The organism is Escherichia sp. E2661, assembly GCF_004745185.1.
Classification (GTDB): Bacteria; Pseudomonadota; Gammaproteobacteria; order Enterobacterales; family Enterobacteriaceae; genus Escherichia.
This window is the reverse complement of the sequence record NZ_PDIG01000033.1, coordinates 20,658-37,638: the sequence shown is the minus strand read 5'-3', so window position 1 is coordinate 37,638 and position 16,981 is coordinate 20,658. Positions and strand designations below refer to the sequence as shown.

The following is a 16,981-nucleotide window of genomic DNA, read 5'->3' as shown; positions in this document are numbered from 1 at the left end:
TAGTGACGATCTTTTTTGAAGAGATATGTTTAGACATGGATCATTCCTTAATCACGTTATTAATTCGATGAAACAGACATTGGTGGTTCCATTGGTGTCACCTGTTGTGTCTGCTCCTGAATGACGGGCTGAATATCATGTGATATTGCGGGAGCACTTCCCCCAATTTGCTGGCATGGCAACAGCAAGCCATTGAAGAGATCATCCGGTAGCGGGTCCGGCAGACTGATATCGCAGTGGGATTCTCCCTCCCAGGATACCGTCATGCGTTCACCTGGTTTACGCCCGCCAGATAGACATTACCTTCATCATCAACCAGACCAACTTGCTGTTTATTAACATTTTTCACTTCCGCACCAAATGGCGGATGACTACCATCCTGCAATCGCAATACCGCCATTGCTTTCTGCCCACTGATCACAGCAAATTTACGATAACCAATGGCACCTTCCGTTAGCGTTGCCTGTACCACCGACTGGGTGGCCTCAGCATTTTCTGGTAGGTTATTCAAATCGATATAAGCCTGATTACGGTAATAATCGTTAACATCGGCCACTACGGCTTTACCAAACATGTTGGTATAAACAGCGGCACCGTTGCCTTCTACTGGCACATTGGCAACGCCATCGGCATCAATCAGCAAACGTGTGCCGCCCATGTTTTGCGTGCGATGCAGCGCGCCGCCGTGGGCAGTCAGCGTTGCCCCGCCCTGTAAAGAAATACCCGCGGAAGTGTATTGCCCTTCATGATAGTTGGCACTCAGGTCAACTTTTGCCATCGTGCCATCATGGCTGTAATAGCCATCCACACTGGCGTGGTTTTCACTGGTGCCTGCACTCAGCGTATAGTGGCTGGCATCATCAATTCGATGGTACAAACTCGCCTGACTGCTGTCGGCACCGCTGCCATAGTTGCCGTTGTAACTGATGGTGCTGCTGTCGCCCCACGGCAGGCTTAAGGAAAGATAAATACCTTTATCGGCGTTGTTATCGTATTCATAGCGATAACCGGTCAGAGAAACGCTCATGTTTCTGATACTTCCCATATTGAAATAATGAGAAAGCATCATGTTGTAGTTGGTTTGATCCTCGCGGTCCCAGTAGGTGTGGTGGGAATAGTTGAGATAGACCGAAACACGCGCATCCCTGAAGTTCTGGTTGTAAGTGACCGTATACATCTCTTTGTCGTTACCTGTGCGCGCCCGATCGGCGTTGTTGGCATCCAGGTATTCGCTCATGGTCATGTAGTTTTTTTCAGAGAAGCGATATCCGGCAAAGGTCACACGGCTGTTGAGTTCATCAAAATCTTTGGCATAACTGACACGATAAGAGTTACCATCCAGCGTTTTGTTGCCGTATACGCTGTTGTCGTCAAAACGAGTACGGGAGTGGGTAACGTCAAACGCTAACGCGCCGAACAGTGCCAAATCGCGCCCAAGTCCAATTGCTGCTGATTGATAGTTTTCATCCGCTAACGCGCCGCCGTAAAGTGACCAGCCATTGGCGATCCCCCATGACGCTTCGCCTCCTGAGAAGAAACTCCCTTCGACGTGATGATCCCAGTTTTGCGGGCGCCCCATCGACACTTTATATCGCACCTGACCCGGTCGGGTCAGAAACGGCATGGAAGCCGTGCTGACGTCATATTCCTGCACCTGACCGTTTTGTTCTTCGATGCGGACATGCAGCGTACCAGATACCGAATCACCAATATCCTGAATACGGAACGGGCCTGCGGGGACCTGGGTTTCATAAAGGACGCGTCCCATTTGCGTTACGGTCACTTTCGCAGAGGTATGTGCGACGCCGGAAATATCCGGAGCGTAGCCGCGAAGGTTTGGCGGCAACATTTGATCGTCGGTGCTGATGCTACCGCCAATGTAGCTAAAGCCATCAAAAATATCGGAGTTGAGGTAATCTTCACCCAGCGAAAGTTTGGCTTTTAATGACGGCAAGGCGCGCCAGGCGTAATAACGGCTCCACTCCCAGTTTTTTGCGTGCCGCTATCGTTAGCATCACCATCATCGTTACTGCGGGTATGCTGATAGTCGCTCTGCCAGTCGGCACGCAGACGCCACGGGCCAAGGTTAACGCCAACCGTACCATTACCGCTGATATCGTTAGTATCATCCCCACCCTCTTCATGCCGGGTCTGGGCGTTGATACTGTAATCGGCAATAAGACCGGGAATACCTTCATCCCAGCGTGAAGGCGGATCCCATTCACTATCGGTATATTCAAGATAAGCCTGCGGCAAAGAAATCACGAGAACTGACTGGCTTAAATCACCAGTAATTTCCATGCCATTTAGCGGTTCAGTATTCAGACACTGACCATCACGAATCCATTGCAAATTCTTCGTGATATCTTCTTTAAAGCCTAACTGAGCAACCAGTTCAGGCGGTAAGCAGGCATACGATTTATCAGGATTGTTTTCGACTGCGTACCAGTAGATATCGTATTCATCAGGTAAGGATTGGTTATTTACATGAACCTGTAAATTATATTTACCCGGCTCAACATAACCTTTTTGGGAAAAACGCCCCAAATCAATTTTGGTATTCCCTTTTAACTCCAGAAATCGGGCATCAAACTGAATGGTATCATCTGCCAGGGCATAAAATGGACTTCCGGAAATTGCCAGAGCAATCCACCACGAAAGCCCCCGTAAACGGAGAAAAGAATGTTCGGGCATTTACGTATCCATCCGTAATTATTATATTTTAATTATCTTTTATTTAAAAACCCCATAACTTTACAGTTATGGGGGAATCACATTAGAGATACGTGATCTGGAACGTTGTTAGCGTTTCAAACGGAGCCGGAGTTGGTGTTACCGCAGCAGTTTCACCTACTAACCAGGCTTTAAATTTCAGCGTTTGTTTCTGTTTGCCTTTACCCGTTGAACTGTCCATTGCGATGGCCTGATCGATACCTTTGCCCAGGTCATAGCCTTTACCACGCTGGTCGCCAATCACCAGACTTACGTTTGGAACTTCGGTGCCATTATCCAGGTTAGACAGGGAGTAATTATTTGGATTACCGGAATATGGATTACCGGTAAATGTCGTGGTCATCGTTGTTTCAGTATTGAAATTGCAATCCTGTAAACGAATCTGGAAATCCTTTGGTGTGGTAGTTTTGCCACCCGTTAAAGAACCGGTACCGATGCTCCCCATATCCACTTCCAGCTTATGGTCATCAGGAACAATTGAGCACGGAGAGTCTTCAATTATACCGAAAAATCTCACTGTACCGTTGTTCCCTGCGGCTACGACCGATGCTGAAGTCAGCGCCCCCATAAGCATTGCTGTGGCGACGGCTGCTTTTACAAACTTACTCATTATTTGTCCTTAAATCATAAATAATTAAAATGTCAGCCAACTGACATATTAATACTGAATATAATAACTTTCAGTGTAATTTGCAGTGGCTTATAACCCACCATTGAATAGGATTTCTGAGGTCACGTGAGATGATATTCTTTGGCGTGGCGAGCATGTTGATATTATAGAGCGCGTGACACAATTTAAATTTACTAACAACAATATTTAGAAATATTTAAATGATTAACAAAATAAATAACATTTTGAGAATTTCCCTGGAATTACGTGATAAATGACTAAAATATGGTATAAACACATCATGGAGTGAATGATTAAAGAAGCAAAAAACAACCAACAACAAATAACACGATTGTATTTTTATTTTTTGCCGATACAATATTAAAACACTATAATTAATATAAAATCAAGACCAAAAAATATCTCTTTTCTACTCTCTTATTCTGCGTTCACAGTGGTTAACTATGGAAATAAAATACAAGAAAAGGTAATGAATATTTCTAGATGTAACTTTATGCAAATCGGCGATTAAACGCTAAAAAGATGCCATTTGCATCGTTATTGGGAGAATTTCAATAAGGTATGAACAATTCAGGCCCGATAGCTTGCGCCATCGGGCACTTTACGATCACATCAGATTGCTTTTGCCATTTTCAAATTACACGGGCTCATCTGCCAGTTGAACTCGCCTTTTCCGCTTTCATCAAGCGTTACGCTGGCAATAGCCGAAGTGGTAAACATAGGCGGCGTTTCGCCCGGACATAACTCGGCAACCAGATACCCGACTAACGGTAAGTGGGAGATAACCAGTACCGAAGCAACACCTTCGTTGGTCAGCGCCTGTAAATATGCACTGACCAGCCCTACATCGCCGCAGGGCGTCAACTCCGGCAGAACTTCCACGTTGGAAGGCAGGTTCATACAATCACCTACTTCCTCCAGTGTTTGCTCGGCTCGCAGGAACGGGCTCACCAGAACACGTTCGACTTCCACTTTTTGACCTTTCAACCAGTTCGCCATCAGGCGAGATTCGTCACAACCGTTAGTGGTCAGAGGACGAACCGAATCACTGGCGGCATCGAGGGCTGCGTCGCCGTGACGCATGATAAAAACTTGCATATTGCACCGCTTTTGTTAACCAGATTCACCCGCCCCGTTCATCTGAAACCAGAGAAACAAGGCGGTGGCCGGCATTGTGCCTTATCCATTCACCGAATGAAACGCTGTTTTTTACCTCAATGGCGCAAGTATAGTCAACATGCGTTTACATTTTGACCAACCCTCCGCCATTCAGCGCGGATTCATATAGCTTTGACCCTTTTATTGAGGGTCAGTTGCACTTGTTTTCCAAAAACTTTCCCCGCGCTCGCTCATCTCTAATAAACGCTTGCAAGGGGTAAAACGAGAACCATACTGCGTGGCCAGTCGTTGCATTGTTGCAACGACTTCCCCCGCGCCGAGAGCATCAATATATCGGAACGGGCCACCAAGAAACGGTGGGAAGCCTATTCCAAATACCGCGCCAATATCCCCGTCACGCACACTTCGGATAACCTGCTCGTCCAGACAACGTACTGCTTCATTCAGCATCAACATCACACACCGTTCAGCAACCTGCGGTGCGGAGAGTCGCCCCTGCCCTTGTACACCAATTAGCGGGTAAATGGCGGGATCGACCTGTTTTTTGCTTTTACGCCCTTTTTGGCCATAAAGATAGAAACCTCGGCCATTTTTTCTACCTTTGCGATCATCATTCAAAATTGAAGAAACAACATTTGCAGGCGCGCTAAAAACGTTCTCCATAAGTTGCTTCCAGTACAGGAATAATTTTAGTCCCGGTATCAATTCCTACCTCATCCAAAAGTTGGATTGGCCCCACCGGAAAACCAAATTTCACCAGCGCGGCATCAATGTGCTCTACCCGTTCACCTTCGGTCAGCATGCGGATAGCTTCATTAATGTAAGGCGCTAAAATGCGATTGACGTAAAACCCGGCTTTGTCACGCACGACAATTGGCGTTTTGCCCTGTTTTTTCGCCAGTTTTACCGTAGTGGCGATGGTTTTCGCCGATGTACCCGCATGAGGAATGATTTCAACCAGCGGCATTTTTTCCACCGGACTGAAGAAATGCAGGCCGATAACTTGCTCTGGTCGCGTGGCGTGAGCGGCGATATCGCTAATCGGTAAAGAGGACGTGTTCGAGGCAAAAATGGTATGAGAAGCGCAGTTTTGCTCCACTTCCGCCACCATCTGCTGTTTTAATTCGAGATTTTCAAACACCGCTTCAATAATCAGATCTCGATGGGCAAAGCCACGGTAATCCGTCGTCCCCGAAATTAAAGCCAGTTGCTTGTCGCGTTCGCTGGCTTTGAGATGACGACGGCGCACTTTACCCTCCAGCTGCTCCCAACTGTATTTCAGCGCATGATTTATGCCCTGGGCATTGATATCTTTAATTCTTACCGGCAGACCCGCTTTACAGGCAGTAACGTAGGCAATTCCACCGCCCATCAACCCGCCGCCTAAAATCCCCACGCTGTTTAATGGCGCAAGAGGAGCATCACTGCCGGGATCTTTCTTCACTTCAGTACTGGCAAAAAAGATATTGCGCAGCGCCTGCGATTGCGGCGTCATCGCCAGTTCACCAACGCCCGAGCTTCGGCGTCATAGCCACTGCTGGTCCCCTGCGCTAAACCGGTTTCAATAACGTCAAGAATGCGTTTTGTCGCTGGATAGTTACCCTGAGTTTTTTGCTCTGTTTTCTTGCCTACCATTTTGAACAACAATGCACGACCTAACGGCCCCGCCAGAATACGCTCGCGTATAGGTAGAGGGCGGGAAGATGGACGATCCTGCTTTGCCAGCTCAACAGCGGCTTCCAGCAAAATGGAGTGCGGAACGACGTCATCCACCAGCCCCAACTTTAATGCCTGTTTCGCCCGAAGTTGTTTTCCGGTGAGGATCATCTCTAATGCTGTGCTGACACCTGTCAGGCGTGGCAAACGCTGAGTTCCGCCTGAACCGGGCAATAATCCAAGCTGAACTTCCGGCAAGCCGAGCACAGTTTTAGGATCGTCAGTACACACGCGGCCATGACATGCCAGCGCCAGCTCCAGCCCGCCACCCAGGCAAGCGCCGTGAATAGCGGCAATAACCGGAACAGGCAGAGCATGAATCTCCGCCATCAACTGTTGGCCCTGCCGCGCCAGTGCTTCCGCTTCTTGCGTCCGTTTTGCAGTTACCGATCATGTTGATGTCTGCGCCAGCAATGAAGTTATCTGGTTTAGCGGAGACAAACACCACGCCGCGCAACTCTTTGTTTTCGCGAAGTTGCTTAATAATGGCGCGCACCTGCGAGGCAAATTCCGCCTTCAGGGTATTCATTTTCTCGCCGGGAACATCAATGGTGATAATGGCAATGTTGTCCAGACGGACGCTGAGGGTAAACGCTGATGCCATTTCCATTATTCCGCCTCCACAACCATTGCCGCGCCAAGCCCGCCTGCGGCACAGGCAGTCACCAAACCAAACCCACCGCCGCGACGCCGCAGTTCATGTAAGGTCTGGGTAATCATCCGTGCGCCGGTAGCCGCAAAGGGATGACCATAAGCAATCGAGCCGCCAAGCACGTTAAATTTGCTATCGTCAACTTCGCCAGTGGCATGTGCACGCCCCAGTACGTCGCGAGCAAAACGTTCGCTGCCAAGCAACTGAATATTGGCCAACGTCTGGGCGGCAAACGCTTCGTGCATATCAATCAACGTCAGATCGGCCATTGTCAAACCAGCACGTTCCAGCGCCAGCGGTGTTGACCAGGCCGGACCGAGCAGCATGTCTTGCCAGACATCAATAGCGGTAAATGCGTAGCTGCGCAGATATCCCAGCGGCACCAGCCTAATTCTTTCGCCCGGGATTCAGTCATCAGGATCACCGCTGCCGCGCCATCGGTCAGCGGCGTACTGTTTGCCGCCGTTACCGTTCCGTGTTTGCGATCAAACGCCGGGCGCAGCTTTGCGTAATCGGCAAGCGTGGAATTGCCGCGAATATTATTATCTTCCGCAAGAGGCTGTTTATAAGGCGGGATATAAGCGGTCATGACTTCTTCTTTTAATTTACCTTCTGACCACGCCTGGGCGGCACGTTGATGCGAACGGTGGGCCAACGCATCTTGCTGTTCACGGGTGATGCCGTACGTTTTCGCCATTTGTTCGGCGGTGTCGCCCATCCGTAATCCAGTGGAGTATTCCGCCACTGCCGGAGGCACCGGCATTAAGTCACGCAAACGTAAGCGAGAAAAAAGTTTCAGGCGCTGACTCATGGTTCGAGCTTTGTTGGCATCAACCAGCACGCGCGCCAGTTTTTTACTAACGCCAATTGGCAATACGGAAGAGGAATCTGCCCCGCCGGCAATCCCCGCTCGAATAGTTCCCGCCATCAGGCTTTCTGCAACGTTTGCAACCGCCTGGAAACTGGTAGCGCAAGCGCGGCTGACGCTGTAAGCATCGGTATGCACATTCATTCCAGTACCGAGAACAATTTCACGCGCAATGTTGGGCGCTTCCGGCATTTGCACAACCTGACCGAAGACCAGTTGCTCAATCACTTCTGCGGGAATTTCGCTGCGTGCCAGCAATTCGCCTACGACCATCTTCCCCAAATCAACAGCAGGAATGCCATGAAAAGCCGTCGCCTGGCGGGCAAAAGGCGTACGTAACCCGCTAACGATGGCGATACGATCGCCCTGACGGGTAATCAGCGGTAAAACCTGACCCATAACACTCCCCTGTAAAAAAAAAAGACATAAAGTGGTCTGACCTGATCATAGTCTTAACCATTTTTTTACATTTAGCCAAGCGGAGAAAAGGGAAAGTGGGAGCTATGACACAGTGAAGACAGGAGAAAGAAAAGAAAACGCCTCTGCCTGTTGCTGGCAGGGGCGTACGTACCCGAGAGGAATTAACGCAGACCCAGCTGGAAGATCAGCATTTCAGCTTCGCAGGCAAAAGTGAAATCGATATCCAGGCGCACACCGTCAGACTCTTCAGTGAAAGTCGGGGTGATTTTGCACGGTTCGGATTCCACGCTACGGGCTTTTTCAGTCAGCGCCGCCAGCGTTTGTTCTGCTTCTGCGCGGTGTGCAAACACGCGGCTGTAAGACGCGGTGCAGTCGGAGTTGTCCATAATGGTGCCAACATCCATACAGCAGCAAACCGGGGTTTCATCAGCACTACATTTACTCATCGTTGATTTCCTCTGTATGTGCACCTAAGGTGCCAGATAAACGTTGCGGATATTTTACGCTTCTGAAAAGTGCCACTCCAGTTGTTAATTCTGCAAAATCGGATAAGTGACCGAAATCACACTTAAAAATGATCTAAAACAAAATTCACCCAAATCTATGAGTGCGCCACCTCCAAATTTTGCCAGCTGGATCGCGTTTCTTAGATCATATTTGAAAAAACATAGAAACATACTTGCAACATTCCATCTGGTCCGACCTATACTCTCGCCACTGGTCTGATTTCTAAGATGTACATCAGACCCTACACTTCGCGCTCCTGTTACAGCACGTAACATAGTTTGTATAAAAATAAATTATTGAGGTTATGGTCATGAGCCAGAAAACCCTGTTTACAAAGTCTGCTCTCGCAGTCGCAGTGGCACTTATCTCCACCCAGGCCTGGTCGGCAGGCTTTCAGCTAAACGAATTTTCTTCCTCAGGCCTGGGCCGGGCTTATTCAGGGGAAGGCGCAATTGCCGATGATGCCGGTAACGTCAGCCGTAACCCCGCGTTGATTACCATGTTTGACCGCCCAACTTTTTCAGCGGGCGCGGTTTATATTGACCCGGATGTAGATATTACCGGACATTCTAATTTAACCGGTCAGAGTGCAAATGCTAAAAATATCGCGCCGACAGCGTGGGTACCTAACCTGCACTTTGTCGCGCCTATTAACGATCAGTTTGGTTGGGGAGCGTCAATAACTTCCAACTACGGCCTGGCTACGGAATTTACCGATAACTACGCGGCTGGTATCTATGGCGGTAAAACCGATCTGCAGACAATCAACCTTAACCTTAGCGGGGCTTATCGCCTTAACAATAGCTGGAGTTTTGGTCTTGGTTTTGATGCTGTTTACGCCAAGGCAAAAATTGAGCGTTACGCAGGTTCGCTGGGGCCTTTGTTGTCTCAACAGTTGATTGCCCAGGGTGTACCCGCTTCATTAACCAATGGTATTAATACTCCGGACTCTCAAATTGCTCATCTGAAAGGTGACGAATGGGGCTTTGGCTGGAACGCGGGTATTCTTTATGAACTGGATAAAGATAACCGTTGGGGCCTGACATATCGTTCAGAAGTTAAAATCGACTTCGAAGGGGATTACAAAAGCTCCATTAACCCAAATCTGAACAATATTTTGGGTAACATGGGCTTACCATATGGCACGATGGGTGCAACCCAAAATGGGTCCCTGACGCTGAATTTACCTGAGATGTGGGAGATTTCTGGTTATAACCGTGTTGCGCCGCAGTGGGCAATTCACTACAGCATGGCCTATACCAGTTGGAGCCAGTTCCAGGAACTGAAAGCGAAAGGCGATAGTGGTCAGACTCTGTTCTATAAAGATGAAGGATTCCGGGACGCATATCGTATCGCGTTGGGTACAACCTACTATTACGATAAAAACTGGACCTTCCGTACCGGTATCGCTTATGACGACAGCCCGGTTCCGGCAGATAAACGTTCTATTTCCATTCCTGACCAGGATCGTTTGTGGTTAAGTGCTGGGTTAACCTACGCATTTAATGAAGATGCATCCATTGACGTTGGCGCATCTTATATGCATGGTCAGAAAGTGAAATTCACCGAAGGTGAAGGAGCGGCAGCTTATTCCTTCGAATCTGAAGGTAAAGCCTGGCTGTTCGGTACTAACTTTAACTACGCGTTCTAATAACACGTTTAGTTTAATAACAAAAAAGGTGAGTTTTTCAACTCACCTTTTTTATTGGCTTCTTATTCAGAATCGATATCTTTTAAATCATCCTGAATCGCTTGCGCATTCGGGTTTTCCTGCAGTTTGAGTTCTCCGCCATTGGCGATGAAATCATGACGCTGGAAGTACGCCTCGCGCACCATGACGTAAGGATCGGACGACTGACGAAGCAGGCCATCAGAATCCAGCAGTTGCGCACGCGTTTCGATACCTTCAAGCGTCCATTTACCTACCGACATCGGCCAGGTCAACCACGAAAGCACTGGATAGAGGCCATCAGCCATATCACCGCCGTCATCACGCAGCGTGAAGCTACCGTAGAACGGTAACTGAACATAAGGCCCATACCCCACGCCATAGTGACCGAGCGTGCTACCAAAACGGTGAGGTTCCGTTCGTTGCAGTTTCGGATTCGCCATCCCTGCAACATCAATAAAACCGCCCATCCCCAAAATAGTGTTCAGGAAAAAGCGGGTAAAGTGGACCATCCCCTGATAAGGGTCGCCCTGCAGGAAGTAGTTAACCATCACTGCAGGTTCTTCAAGGTTGCCAGTAAAGTTGCTTAACCCATTACGTGCCGGTTGCGGAACATAATCACGCCACACGACAGCCACCGGTCGAACCACATACGGGTCTAACACATTGAAGTTAAAATTGTACATGGTGCGGTTGAACCCTTCTAACGGGTCAGAACGCCCTTGCTGATCTGTTCCGGAACTCGCACACCCCACCAGAAGCGTAGTTCCCAGAGCAAGCGCCGACAGGCGAAGCTTCATAAATGTCTCCCTGTTTTTTTTATGGCTTATGCAGTTTGCCATCCATGACGGAACGATACCGTATCCGCCTGTTTAGGTGTGGGCGATTGTAACAGCACGTCAAATGATGTCCATACGCCCTGTTTTGCTGATTTGATCATAGCCTGGTAATCACCGCCCTGTAGGCTACTTGATTCTATAGAAACAGAAAAAGGCAAACGTTGCCTTTTATTCATTTTCAGAGTAACTCCCGCCAGTTGCGAGCAAAAAAGCCGCTACGCTTTAGCTATACGTGCTAATCAAGAGAACTCACCATGGATAACGATAAAATTGATAAACACAGCGACGAAATTGAAGTCGAGAGTGAAGAAAAAGAGCGCGGAAAAAAAATTGAAATAGATGAAGATCGGCTCCCTTCCCGGGCAATGGCTATCCACGAACATATTCGTCAGGACGGTGAAAAAGAGCTGGAACGCGACGCAATGGCGCTACTGTGGTCAGCTATTGCAGCAGGTCTGTCGATGGGTGCATCGCTACTGGCAAAAGGGATATTTCATGTCGAACTGGAAGGTGTGCCAGGGAGTTTCTTGCTGGAGAATCTCGGTTATACCTTTGGTTTTATTATCGTTATTATGGCGCGCCAGCAATTATTCACCGAGAATACAGTTACTGCGGTACTGCCCGTAATGCAAAAACCGACAATGGGCAATGTTGGTTTATTGCTGCGACTTTGGGGCGTTGTTCTGTTAGGTAATATTCTGGGAACGGGTATTGCGGCGTGGGCTTTTGAGTATATGCCTATTTTTGATGAAGAAACCCGCGATGCGTTTGTCAAAATCGGCATGGATGTGATGAAGAACTCGCCCAGCGAGATGTTTGCCAATGCGATCATTTCCGGCTGGCTAATAGCTACTATGGTATGGATGTTTCCGGCGGCGGGTGCGGCAAAAATAGTAGTGATTATTTTGATGACCTGGCTTATCGCCCTGGGAGACACCACTCATATCGTTGTCGGTTCCGTAGAGATCCTCTATCTGGTATTTAACGGCACACTACACTGGAGCGATTTTGTCTGGCCATTTGCGCTTCCCACTCTGGCGGGAAACATCTGTGGCGGCACCTTTATCTTCGCGTTGATGAGTCATGCGCAAATTCGCAACGACATGAGCAATAAGCGAAAAGAAGAAGCGCGTCAGAAAGCAGAACGTGCGGAAAACATTAAGAAAAATGATAAAAATCCGGCATGAGTGGCGAGCGTTTAAGCAATCGAGCGGCAGTGTACTTACCCCGCAGTCCATTAGCGGGTATACTCATGCCGCGCTGTCCTCTTAGTTAAATGGATATAACGAGCCCCTCCTAAGGGCTAATTGCAGGTTCGATTCCTGCAGGGGACACCAGTATCAGTTCGCCCCATCCGTACCAGTCCGCAAAATCCCCTGAATATCAAGCCTTCCGAATCCACCGTTCGTCATGGTCCGAGTCAGATCGTAACAGCCGCACTCCATGACGGGTAAAAAGTGGATAAAGTTATTTTACCCACCGGATTTTTACCCATGCATACCGTTAAACAGATTGAAGCAGCAAAGCCGAAAGAAAAACTGAGGTGGCTGCCCCATCGCACTCTTTATCCTGCTTGCCGCAAGTTGGCAGAAGTCAGCAACGCGAGCGTGATGGACGCTGCTGTCCAGGTGTTTCGCATACATGTCAAAACACCTTCGACGGGCAGTGCTTACATATCACTGCCCGTTACTTCTGCACGGCCTGTCAGATCACGTAGGCCGTGGTGACTTTTTCAACCCACAGAGGCGGATTTGTTCTTCAGCCTTTCAGCACTCAACCTTGAGGATCATCCTGGCTTAGTGATCTCGCCTCAATCCCCGTTGTCAGCGGGTTACATCACCCTGCGGGCATGCCGCAGGTCACTGCCGCTCAGGTTCTCCACCGTCACACCCGGTGGAATTGTTGGGTTTCTCATCATGAGTTACCGGTTCAATATTCCAGACAGACTCATGGTTTATTTGAGCCTCCATGCTCGCCCTGAACTCCGGGCACACTATACGTCACGTCGCCACATCACACTTAATTTGGCTCTGTCACGGCGAACTGCCGTTCAAGATAGTTAGGGATAGCAACATGTTCATGACCGCCATGCCTGTACCGGTGAGTCGGCTGCTGGCAACTGACCAGTCCCAACTCTTTCATAAGTCTGTCAGCAAGCCAGCGCCCCATCTGATAGCCTCTTTGGGTTGCCATTGTGGCAATGCTTCTTGCTCCTGCCGAACAGTGGCTGATGCTATGTAGCTCAAGTACCTGACTGCGTAATACAGCCCGTCTGCCGTCTGGTTTTTCAGGACGGTTTTTCCAGTATTTATAGCTACAGCGATGAACCCCGAACACGTGGCAGAGAGTGACCACAGGATAACGCCCCCCTGAGTTTCCTGATTATCGAGAACTGCTCAGGGAGTCCGGCATTAAATGCGCGGTAGCCTTTTTTAATATTTCTTTTTCCATTTCAATTCGTTGTAGCTTTTTCTTTAGCTCACGTATTTCGATTTGTTCCGGAGTTATCAGGAAGTCTGTTTGTGTTTTTCCCTGACGCTCATCACGCAGTTGTTTGCCCCATCTTGTCATCGTGGAAAGGCCAACATCCATAGTTTGGCGGCATCTGCCACTGTGTAGTTCTGGTCAACAACCAGTTGAGCGAGTTCATGTTTGAATTTAGGACTAAAATTTCTTCTTTTCATTTGTGCACCTGTATTGTTCTGAGGTGCGCATATCACCGCTGTTCAGCTGAACAAATTCAATAAACCACTAAAAATTCACAATAGACTTTCATTCATCCCATGAATTAAGTATTATCTTAATTTTAAGGATAATCTAAAAACATAACTGCGCTGCGGTTAAATTTTTTAAGCCCAAACTTACCAATGTTAATACTTCTAGTTTTAACGTATTTTTCGGAGATTACGATTATGGGGGGTAAAAATATTGCAATCGCAGGAGGCGGTTTTTTTGGTTTGTATCTGGCAGAACAACTTGCATTGAAGGGTTGTAAAGTTACAGTTTATGAGAAAAGTCAAGAACTCATGTCCCGTGCATCCTATGTTAATCAGGCTCGAGTGCACAATGGCTATCATTATCCACGCAGCATCTTGACAGCGTTACGCTCTCGTATCTCTTTCCCCCGTTTTGTTACTGAATTTCGCGACTGCATTGAAGATGATTTTGCCAAATATTACCTTGTTGCAGGTGCGTTAAGTAAAATAACAGGTGCACAATTTAGCCGATTTTGTCAACGTATAGGTGCTGAATGTGAAGATGCTCCTCCGTCAGTGAAACGTTTGATTAATCCTGTACTTATCGATGCGGTGTTTACCACCCGTGAGTATGCATTTGATTCCCATAAACTGCGTAATACAATGCTACAACGGCTTTCAGCGGCAAAAGTTACTATTGTAACGGACGCGGTTGTTGAAAAAGTTAGCAAATCTGGTGAGGGGTTAGAGGTAATCACAACAATATCTGGACAACCAGATATTAGCTATGTTGATCATCTTTTCAATTGTACTTATTCAAGAATTAATTATCTCTTGAATGGTTCTGAGCTTACATTAATTCCCCTTCGTCATGAAATGACGGAAATGTGCCTTGTAACTGTTCCAGATGAGCTAAAAAAAATGGGGTTAACACTAATGTGTGGTCCATTTTTTTCTGTTATGCCATTCCCACCAGCTCAACTACATTCCTTCAGCCATGTTCGATACACACCCCATTACCAATGGAATGACAGACCAAATGAACCTTACGAGGATGCATATAGAAAGTATGAACTGAATGAACAGCATTCAGCCTGGGGGCATATGATAAGAGATGCCACGCGTTATATCCCTTGTTTGAGTGAATGCCAATATCAAAGCTCTATCTGGGAAGTAAAAACAATCCTTCCACGAAGTGATAGCGATGATTCTCGCCCAATTTTATTTCGCCCGAATTATATATTGAAGGGGCTTCACTGCGTGATGGGTGGGAAAATTGACAATATTTATGATGCTCTACATGAAATAGAACGCGTGATCGAGTTGAGTTGATAAAAATGAAAAGTGAATCTTTTGTATCAGTCGTTATTGTCATTCCAGACCACTTGAATGATATCTATACTCCTTTATCTAAACTTGCCTCACTTCTGGATACGCTATACAGTGATTACGAATTAGTCGTTATAGCACCGGGGTTAGACAGTACTAGTGCACAGGTAGAAGATCGTGTGTTGAAGGATATTCCTTGTGTACGAATAATCCAGCTATCCACTCCCGTATTTCATGATGTTGCGTTAGCGGCTGGATTAGAAAGTGCTATTGGTGATTTTGTTGTTTTATGGAATCCACTGGCCGATCCGGTAGAAGTCGTACCTCAAAGTGTTAACAAATGTCGTGAAGGTGCCGATGTCGTAATTGGTGTCTCGAATAGCGTTCGTTCACTACGTTATCGGATACTTCGTCGACTCATGAATGTTGCATTGCGCACCATAGATTATGAGATTCCTTCTAACTCAACGGGGTTACGTTGTTTAAGCCGTCGCGCTGTAAATGCCGTTACTCGAATCGGTCGATTTCACCACCAATTCTATCTTCGTATTCACAAAACCGGCTATCCAGCCGAAGCCCTCATCTACAAACCTCTGAAACAATCAGAGGGCGCCGGGGTAGTAAAATCATTGCATCGATTGATGCACTTGGTAATATTTAACTCCACGAAGCCGCTACGTTGGATGTCTATTCTCGGTTTCGGCGGAAGTCTTGCAGGTTTTCTATTTGCTTGTTATAGCGTGTTAATCCATCTGTTCAGTGGGCTTGTTGTTGAAGGCTGGACAACGTCTATATTAGTTGTAACTTCATTATTTATAATTCAGTTCGTCATGATGGCTTTTTTTGGCGAGTATTTGGGACGCCTGCTGGATGAAAGCAACTCACAGGCAGAGTATGCAGTGGTTTATGAACGAACAAGTGACGTCATGGTTAATACCGATAGGTTTAATGTTATGCACACTTCTCTGCCATTAGAGTCTAATTATGTACAAACTGGTCGTGATGGTTTAACACCACAGGCTATGGGGGAAGAATGGACGCATTGATTGGATATACCGGTTTTGTCGGTACAACTTTATTAAGACAACGTCGTTTCGATGCACTATATCGCTCAACCAACATCGACGAAATTGTTGGAAAAACATTTGATACTGTAGTTTGTGCCGGTGCCCCTGCACAAAAATGGCTTGCAAATAAAGACCCTGCCGACGACATAAAAAAAATCAATAACCTAATTGAAAAATTAAAAACCATATCTTGTCAAAAATTTATTTTGATTAGTACTGTGGATGTATTTAAAGATCCAGTTAATGTTGATGAGACTACATCAATCGAAACAGAAGGATTACATGCTTATGGTGCACACAGATATTATTTAGAACAATTTGTTAGCAAACAATTCCCTGACAATCTAATTATACGATTACCAGGCCTTGTTGGGCCAGGTCTCAAAAAAAACATTATCTATGATTTTTTGCATAAAAATAATATTTTACAAATCGAAAGTCGTAGTGTTTTTCAATTTTACCCGATGATCAACTTGTGGTATGACATTAACATTGCGCTACAACATAAATTATCACTTGTACATTTGACTGCGGCACCAATAAGCGTCGCTGATATAGCACAACATAGTTTTGGCTTCGAGTTTTGCAATCACATTCAGGATAAACCTGGATATTACGATATGAAAAGTTGCCATAGCCACCTATTTACTAACGATCATGACTATCAGTATAACCGTCGTGAATCATTGATGGCAATACGCGCTTATGCACAATCTGAAATAGGCAGTAATTAAA

9 protein-coding genes, 1 tRNA gene and 4 pseudogenes are annotated in these 16,981 nt (G+C 47.0%); 6 read left to right on the top strand and 8 right to left on the bottom strand.

The window, feature by feature from the left end; translation table 11 throughout:
- Positions 1-59: 59 nt before the first annotated feature.
- From CRI63_RS15995 to CRI63_RS15965, 6 genes and pseudogenes are all read right to left on the bottom strand, one after another.
- Positions 60-2,694, bottom strand: a pseudogene (locus CRI63_RS15995) (fimbrial biogenesis outer membrane usher protein).
- A gap of 82 nt (positions 2,695-2,776) precedes the next feature.
- Positions 2,777-3,343: a fimbrial protein gene (locus tag CRI63_RS15990; RefSeq protein WP_130207292.1), complete on the bottom strand. Its 567-nt coding sequence runs from the start codon at positions 3,341-3,343 to the stop codon at positions 2,777-2,779.
- A 633-nt stretch (positions 3,344-3,976) separates the two neighbouring features.
- Positions 3,977-4,462, bottom strand: a complete 486-nt coding sequence (gene sixA / locus CRI63_RS15985; protein ID WP_130216911.1) for a phosphohistidine phosphatase SixA — start codon at positions 4,460-4,462, stop codon at positions 3,977-3,979.
- A 201-nt stretch (positions 4,463-4,663) separates the two neighbouring features.
- Positions 4,664-6,809: pseudogene (fadJ, locus tag CRI63_RS24435) on the bottom strand (fatty acid oxidation complex subunit alpha FadJ).
- A pseudogene (fadI, locus tag CRI63_RS15970) lies at positions 6,809-8,118 on the bottom strand (acetyl-CoA C-acyltransferase FadI). Before fadI ends, fadJ begins: the two co-directional pseudogenes overlap by 1 nt.
- 182 nt (positions 8,119-8,300) lie before the next feature.
- Positions 8,301-8,585, bottom strand: coding sequence for a YfcZ/YiiS family protein (locus CRI63_RS15965; RefSeq protein WP_135520076.1), 285 nt, complete (start codon positions 8,583-8,585; stop codon positions 8,301-8,303).
- A 371-nt stretch (positions 8,586-8,956) separates the two neighbouring features.
- On the opposite strand from CRI63_RS15965, the gene fadL reads away from it, so the two are divergent.
- The gene (gene fadL / locus CRI63_RS15960) at positions 8,957-10,297 is read left to right on the top strand and encodes a long-chain fatty acid transporter FadL (RefSeq protein ID WP_024212665.1); all 1,341 of its coding nucleotides are present in this window, start codon (positions 8,957-8,959) and stop codon (positions 10,295-10,297) included.
- A gap of 62 nt (positions 10,298-10,359) precedes the next feature.
- Here fadL and mlaA read toward each other — a convergent pair whose 3' ends face one another.
- The gene (gene mlaA, locus CRI63_RS15955; protein ID WP_135404678.1) at positions 10,360-11,115 is read right to left on the bottom strand and encodes a phospholipid-binding lipoprotein MlaA; all 756 of its coding nucleotides are present in this window, start codon (positions 11,113-11,115) and stop codon (positions 10,360-10,362) included.
- 293 nt (positions 11,116-11,408) lie between these two features.
- On the opposite strand from mlaA, the gene CRI63_RS15950 reads away from it, so the two are divergent.
- A complete protein-coding gene (locus tag CRI63_RS15950) occupies positions 11,409-12,341 on the top strand; it encodes a formate/nitrite transporter family protein (protein ID WP_130207308.1) in 933 nt (310 codons plus the stop codon).
- Positions 12,342-12,416: 75 nt separating this feature from the next.
- Positions 12,417-12,491: transfer RNA gene (locus tag CRI63_RS15945), tRNA-Arg, on the top strand.
- A gap of 685 nt (positions 12,492-13,176) precedes the next feature.
- Here the strand turns inward: CRI63_RS15945 and CRI63_RS15935 are convergent.
- A pseudogene (locus tag CRI63_RS15935) lies at positions 13,177-13,838 on the bottom strand (transposase); the annotation flags it as partial.
- 228 nt (positions 13,839-14,066) lie between these two features.
- Between CRI63_RS15935 and CRI63_RS15930 the strand changes: the two are divergent.
- The 3 genes from CRI63_RS15930 to CRI63_RS15920 are packed head-to-tail and all read left to right on the top strand — an operon-like array spanning position 14,067 to position 16,980.
- On the top strand, positions 14,067-15,182 hold the full coding sequence (locus CRI63_RS15930) for an FAD-dependent oxidoreductase (RefSeq protein WP_135520074.1): 1,116 nt from the start codon (positions 14,067-14,069) through the stop codon (positions 15,180-15,182).
- Between the two features lie 5 nt (positions 15,183-15,187).
- Entirely contained in the window at positions 15,188-16,225 is a 1,038-nt protein-coding gene (locus tag CRI63_RS15925; RefSeq protein ID WP_135520072.1) for a glycosyl transferase family 2, read from the top strand.
- Positions 16,213-16,980, top strand: a complete 768-nt coding sequence (locus CRI63_RS15920; protein ID WP_131162062.1) for an NAD-dependent epimerase/dehydratase family protein — start codon at positions 16,213-16,215, stop codon at positions 16,978-16,980. Before CRI63_RS15925 ends, CRI63_RS15920 begins: the two co-directional genes overlap by 13 nt.
- Position 16,981 lies beyond the last annotated feature (1 nt).

Excerpts from the sequence above, each read along its gene's own strand:
- CRI63_RS15990 (WP_130207292.1), bottom strand. The coding sequence starts at position 3,343 with ATGAGTAAGTTTGTAAAAGCAGCCGTCGCCACAGCAATGCTTATGGGG.
- sixA (WP_130216911.1), bottom strand. The coding sequence starts at position 4,462 with ATGCAAGTTTTTATCATGCGTCACGGCGACGCAGCCCTCGATGCCGCC.
- CRI63_RS15965 (WP_135520076.1), bottom strand. The coding sequence starts at position 8,585 with ATGAGTAAATGTAGTGCTGATGAAACCCCGGTTTGCTGCTGTATGGAT.
- fadL (WP_024212665.1), top strand. The coding sequence starts at position 8,957 with ATGAGCCAGAAAACCCTGTTTACAAAGTCTGCTCTCGCAGTCGCAGTG.
- mlaA (WP_135404678.1), bottom strand. The coding sequence starts at position 11,115 with ATGAAGCTTCGCCTGTCGGCGCTTGCTCTGGGAACTACGCTTCTGGTG.
- CRI63_RS15950 (WP_130207308.1), top strand. The coding sequence starts at position 11,409 with ATGGATAACGATAAAATTGATAAACACAGCGACGAAATTGAAGTCGAG.
- CRI63_RS15930 (WP_135520074.1), top strand. The coding sequence starts at position 14,067 with ATGGGGGGTAAAAATATTGCAATCGCAGGAGGCGGTTTTTTTGGTTTG.
- CRI63_RS15925 (WP_135520072.1), top strand. The coding sequence starts at position 15,188 with ATGAAAAGTGAATCTTTTGTATCAGTCGTTATTGTCATTCCAGACCAC.
- CRI63_RS15920 (WP_131162062.1), top strand. The coding sequence starts at position 16,213 with ATGGACGCATTGATTGGATATACCGGTTTTGTCGGTACAACTTTATTA.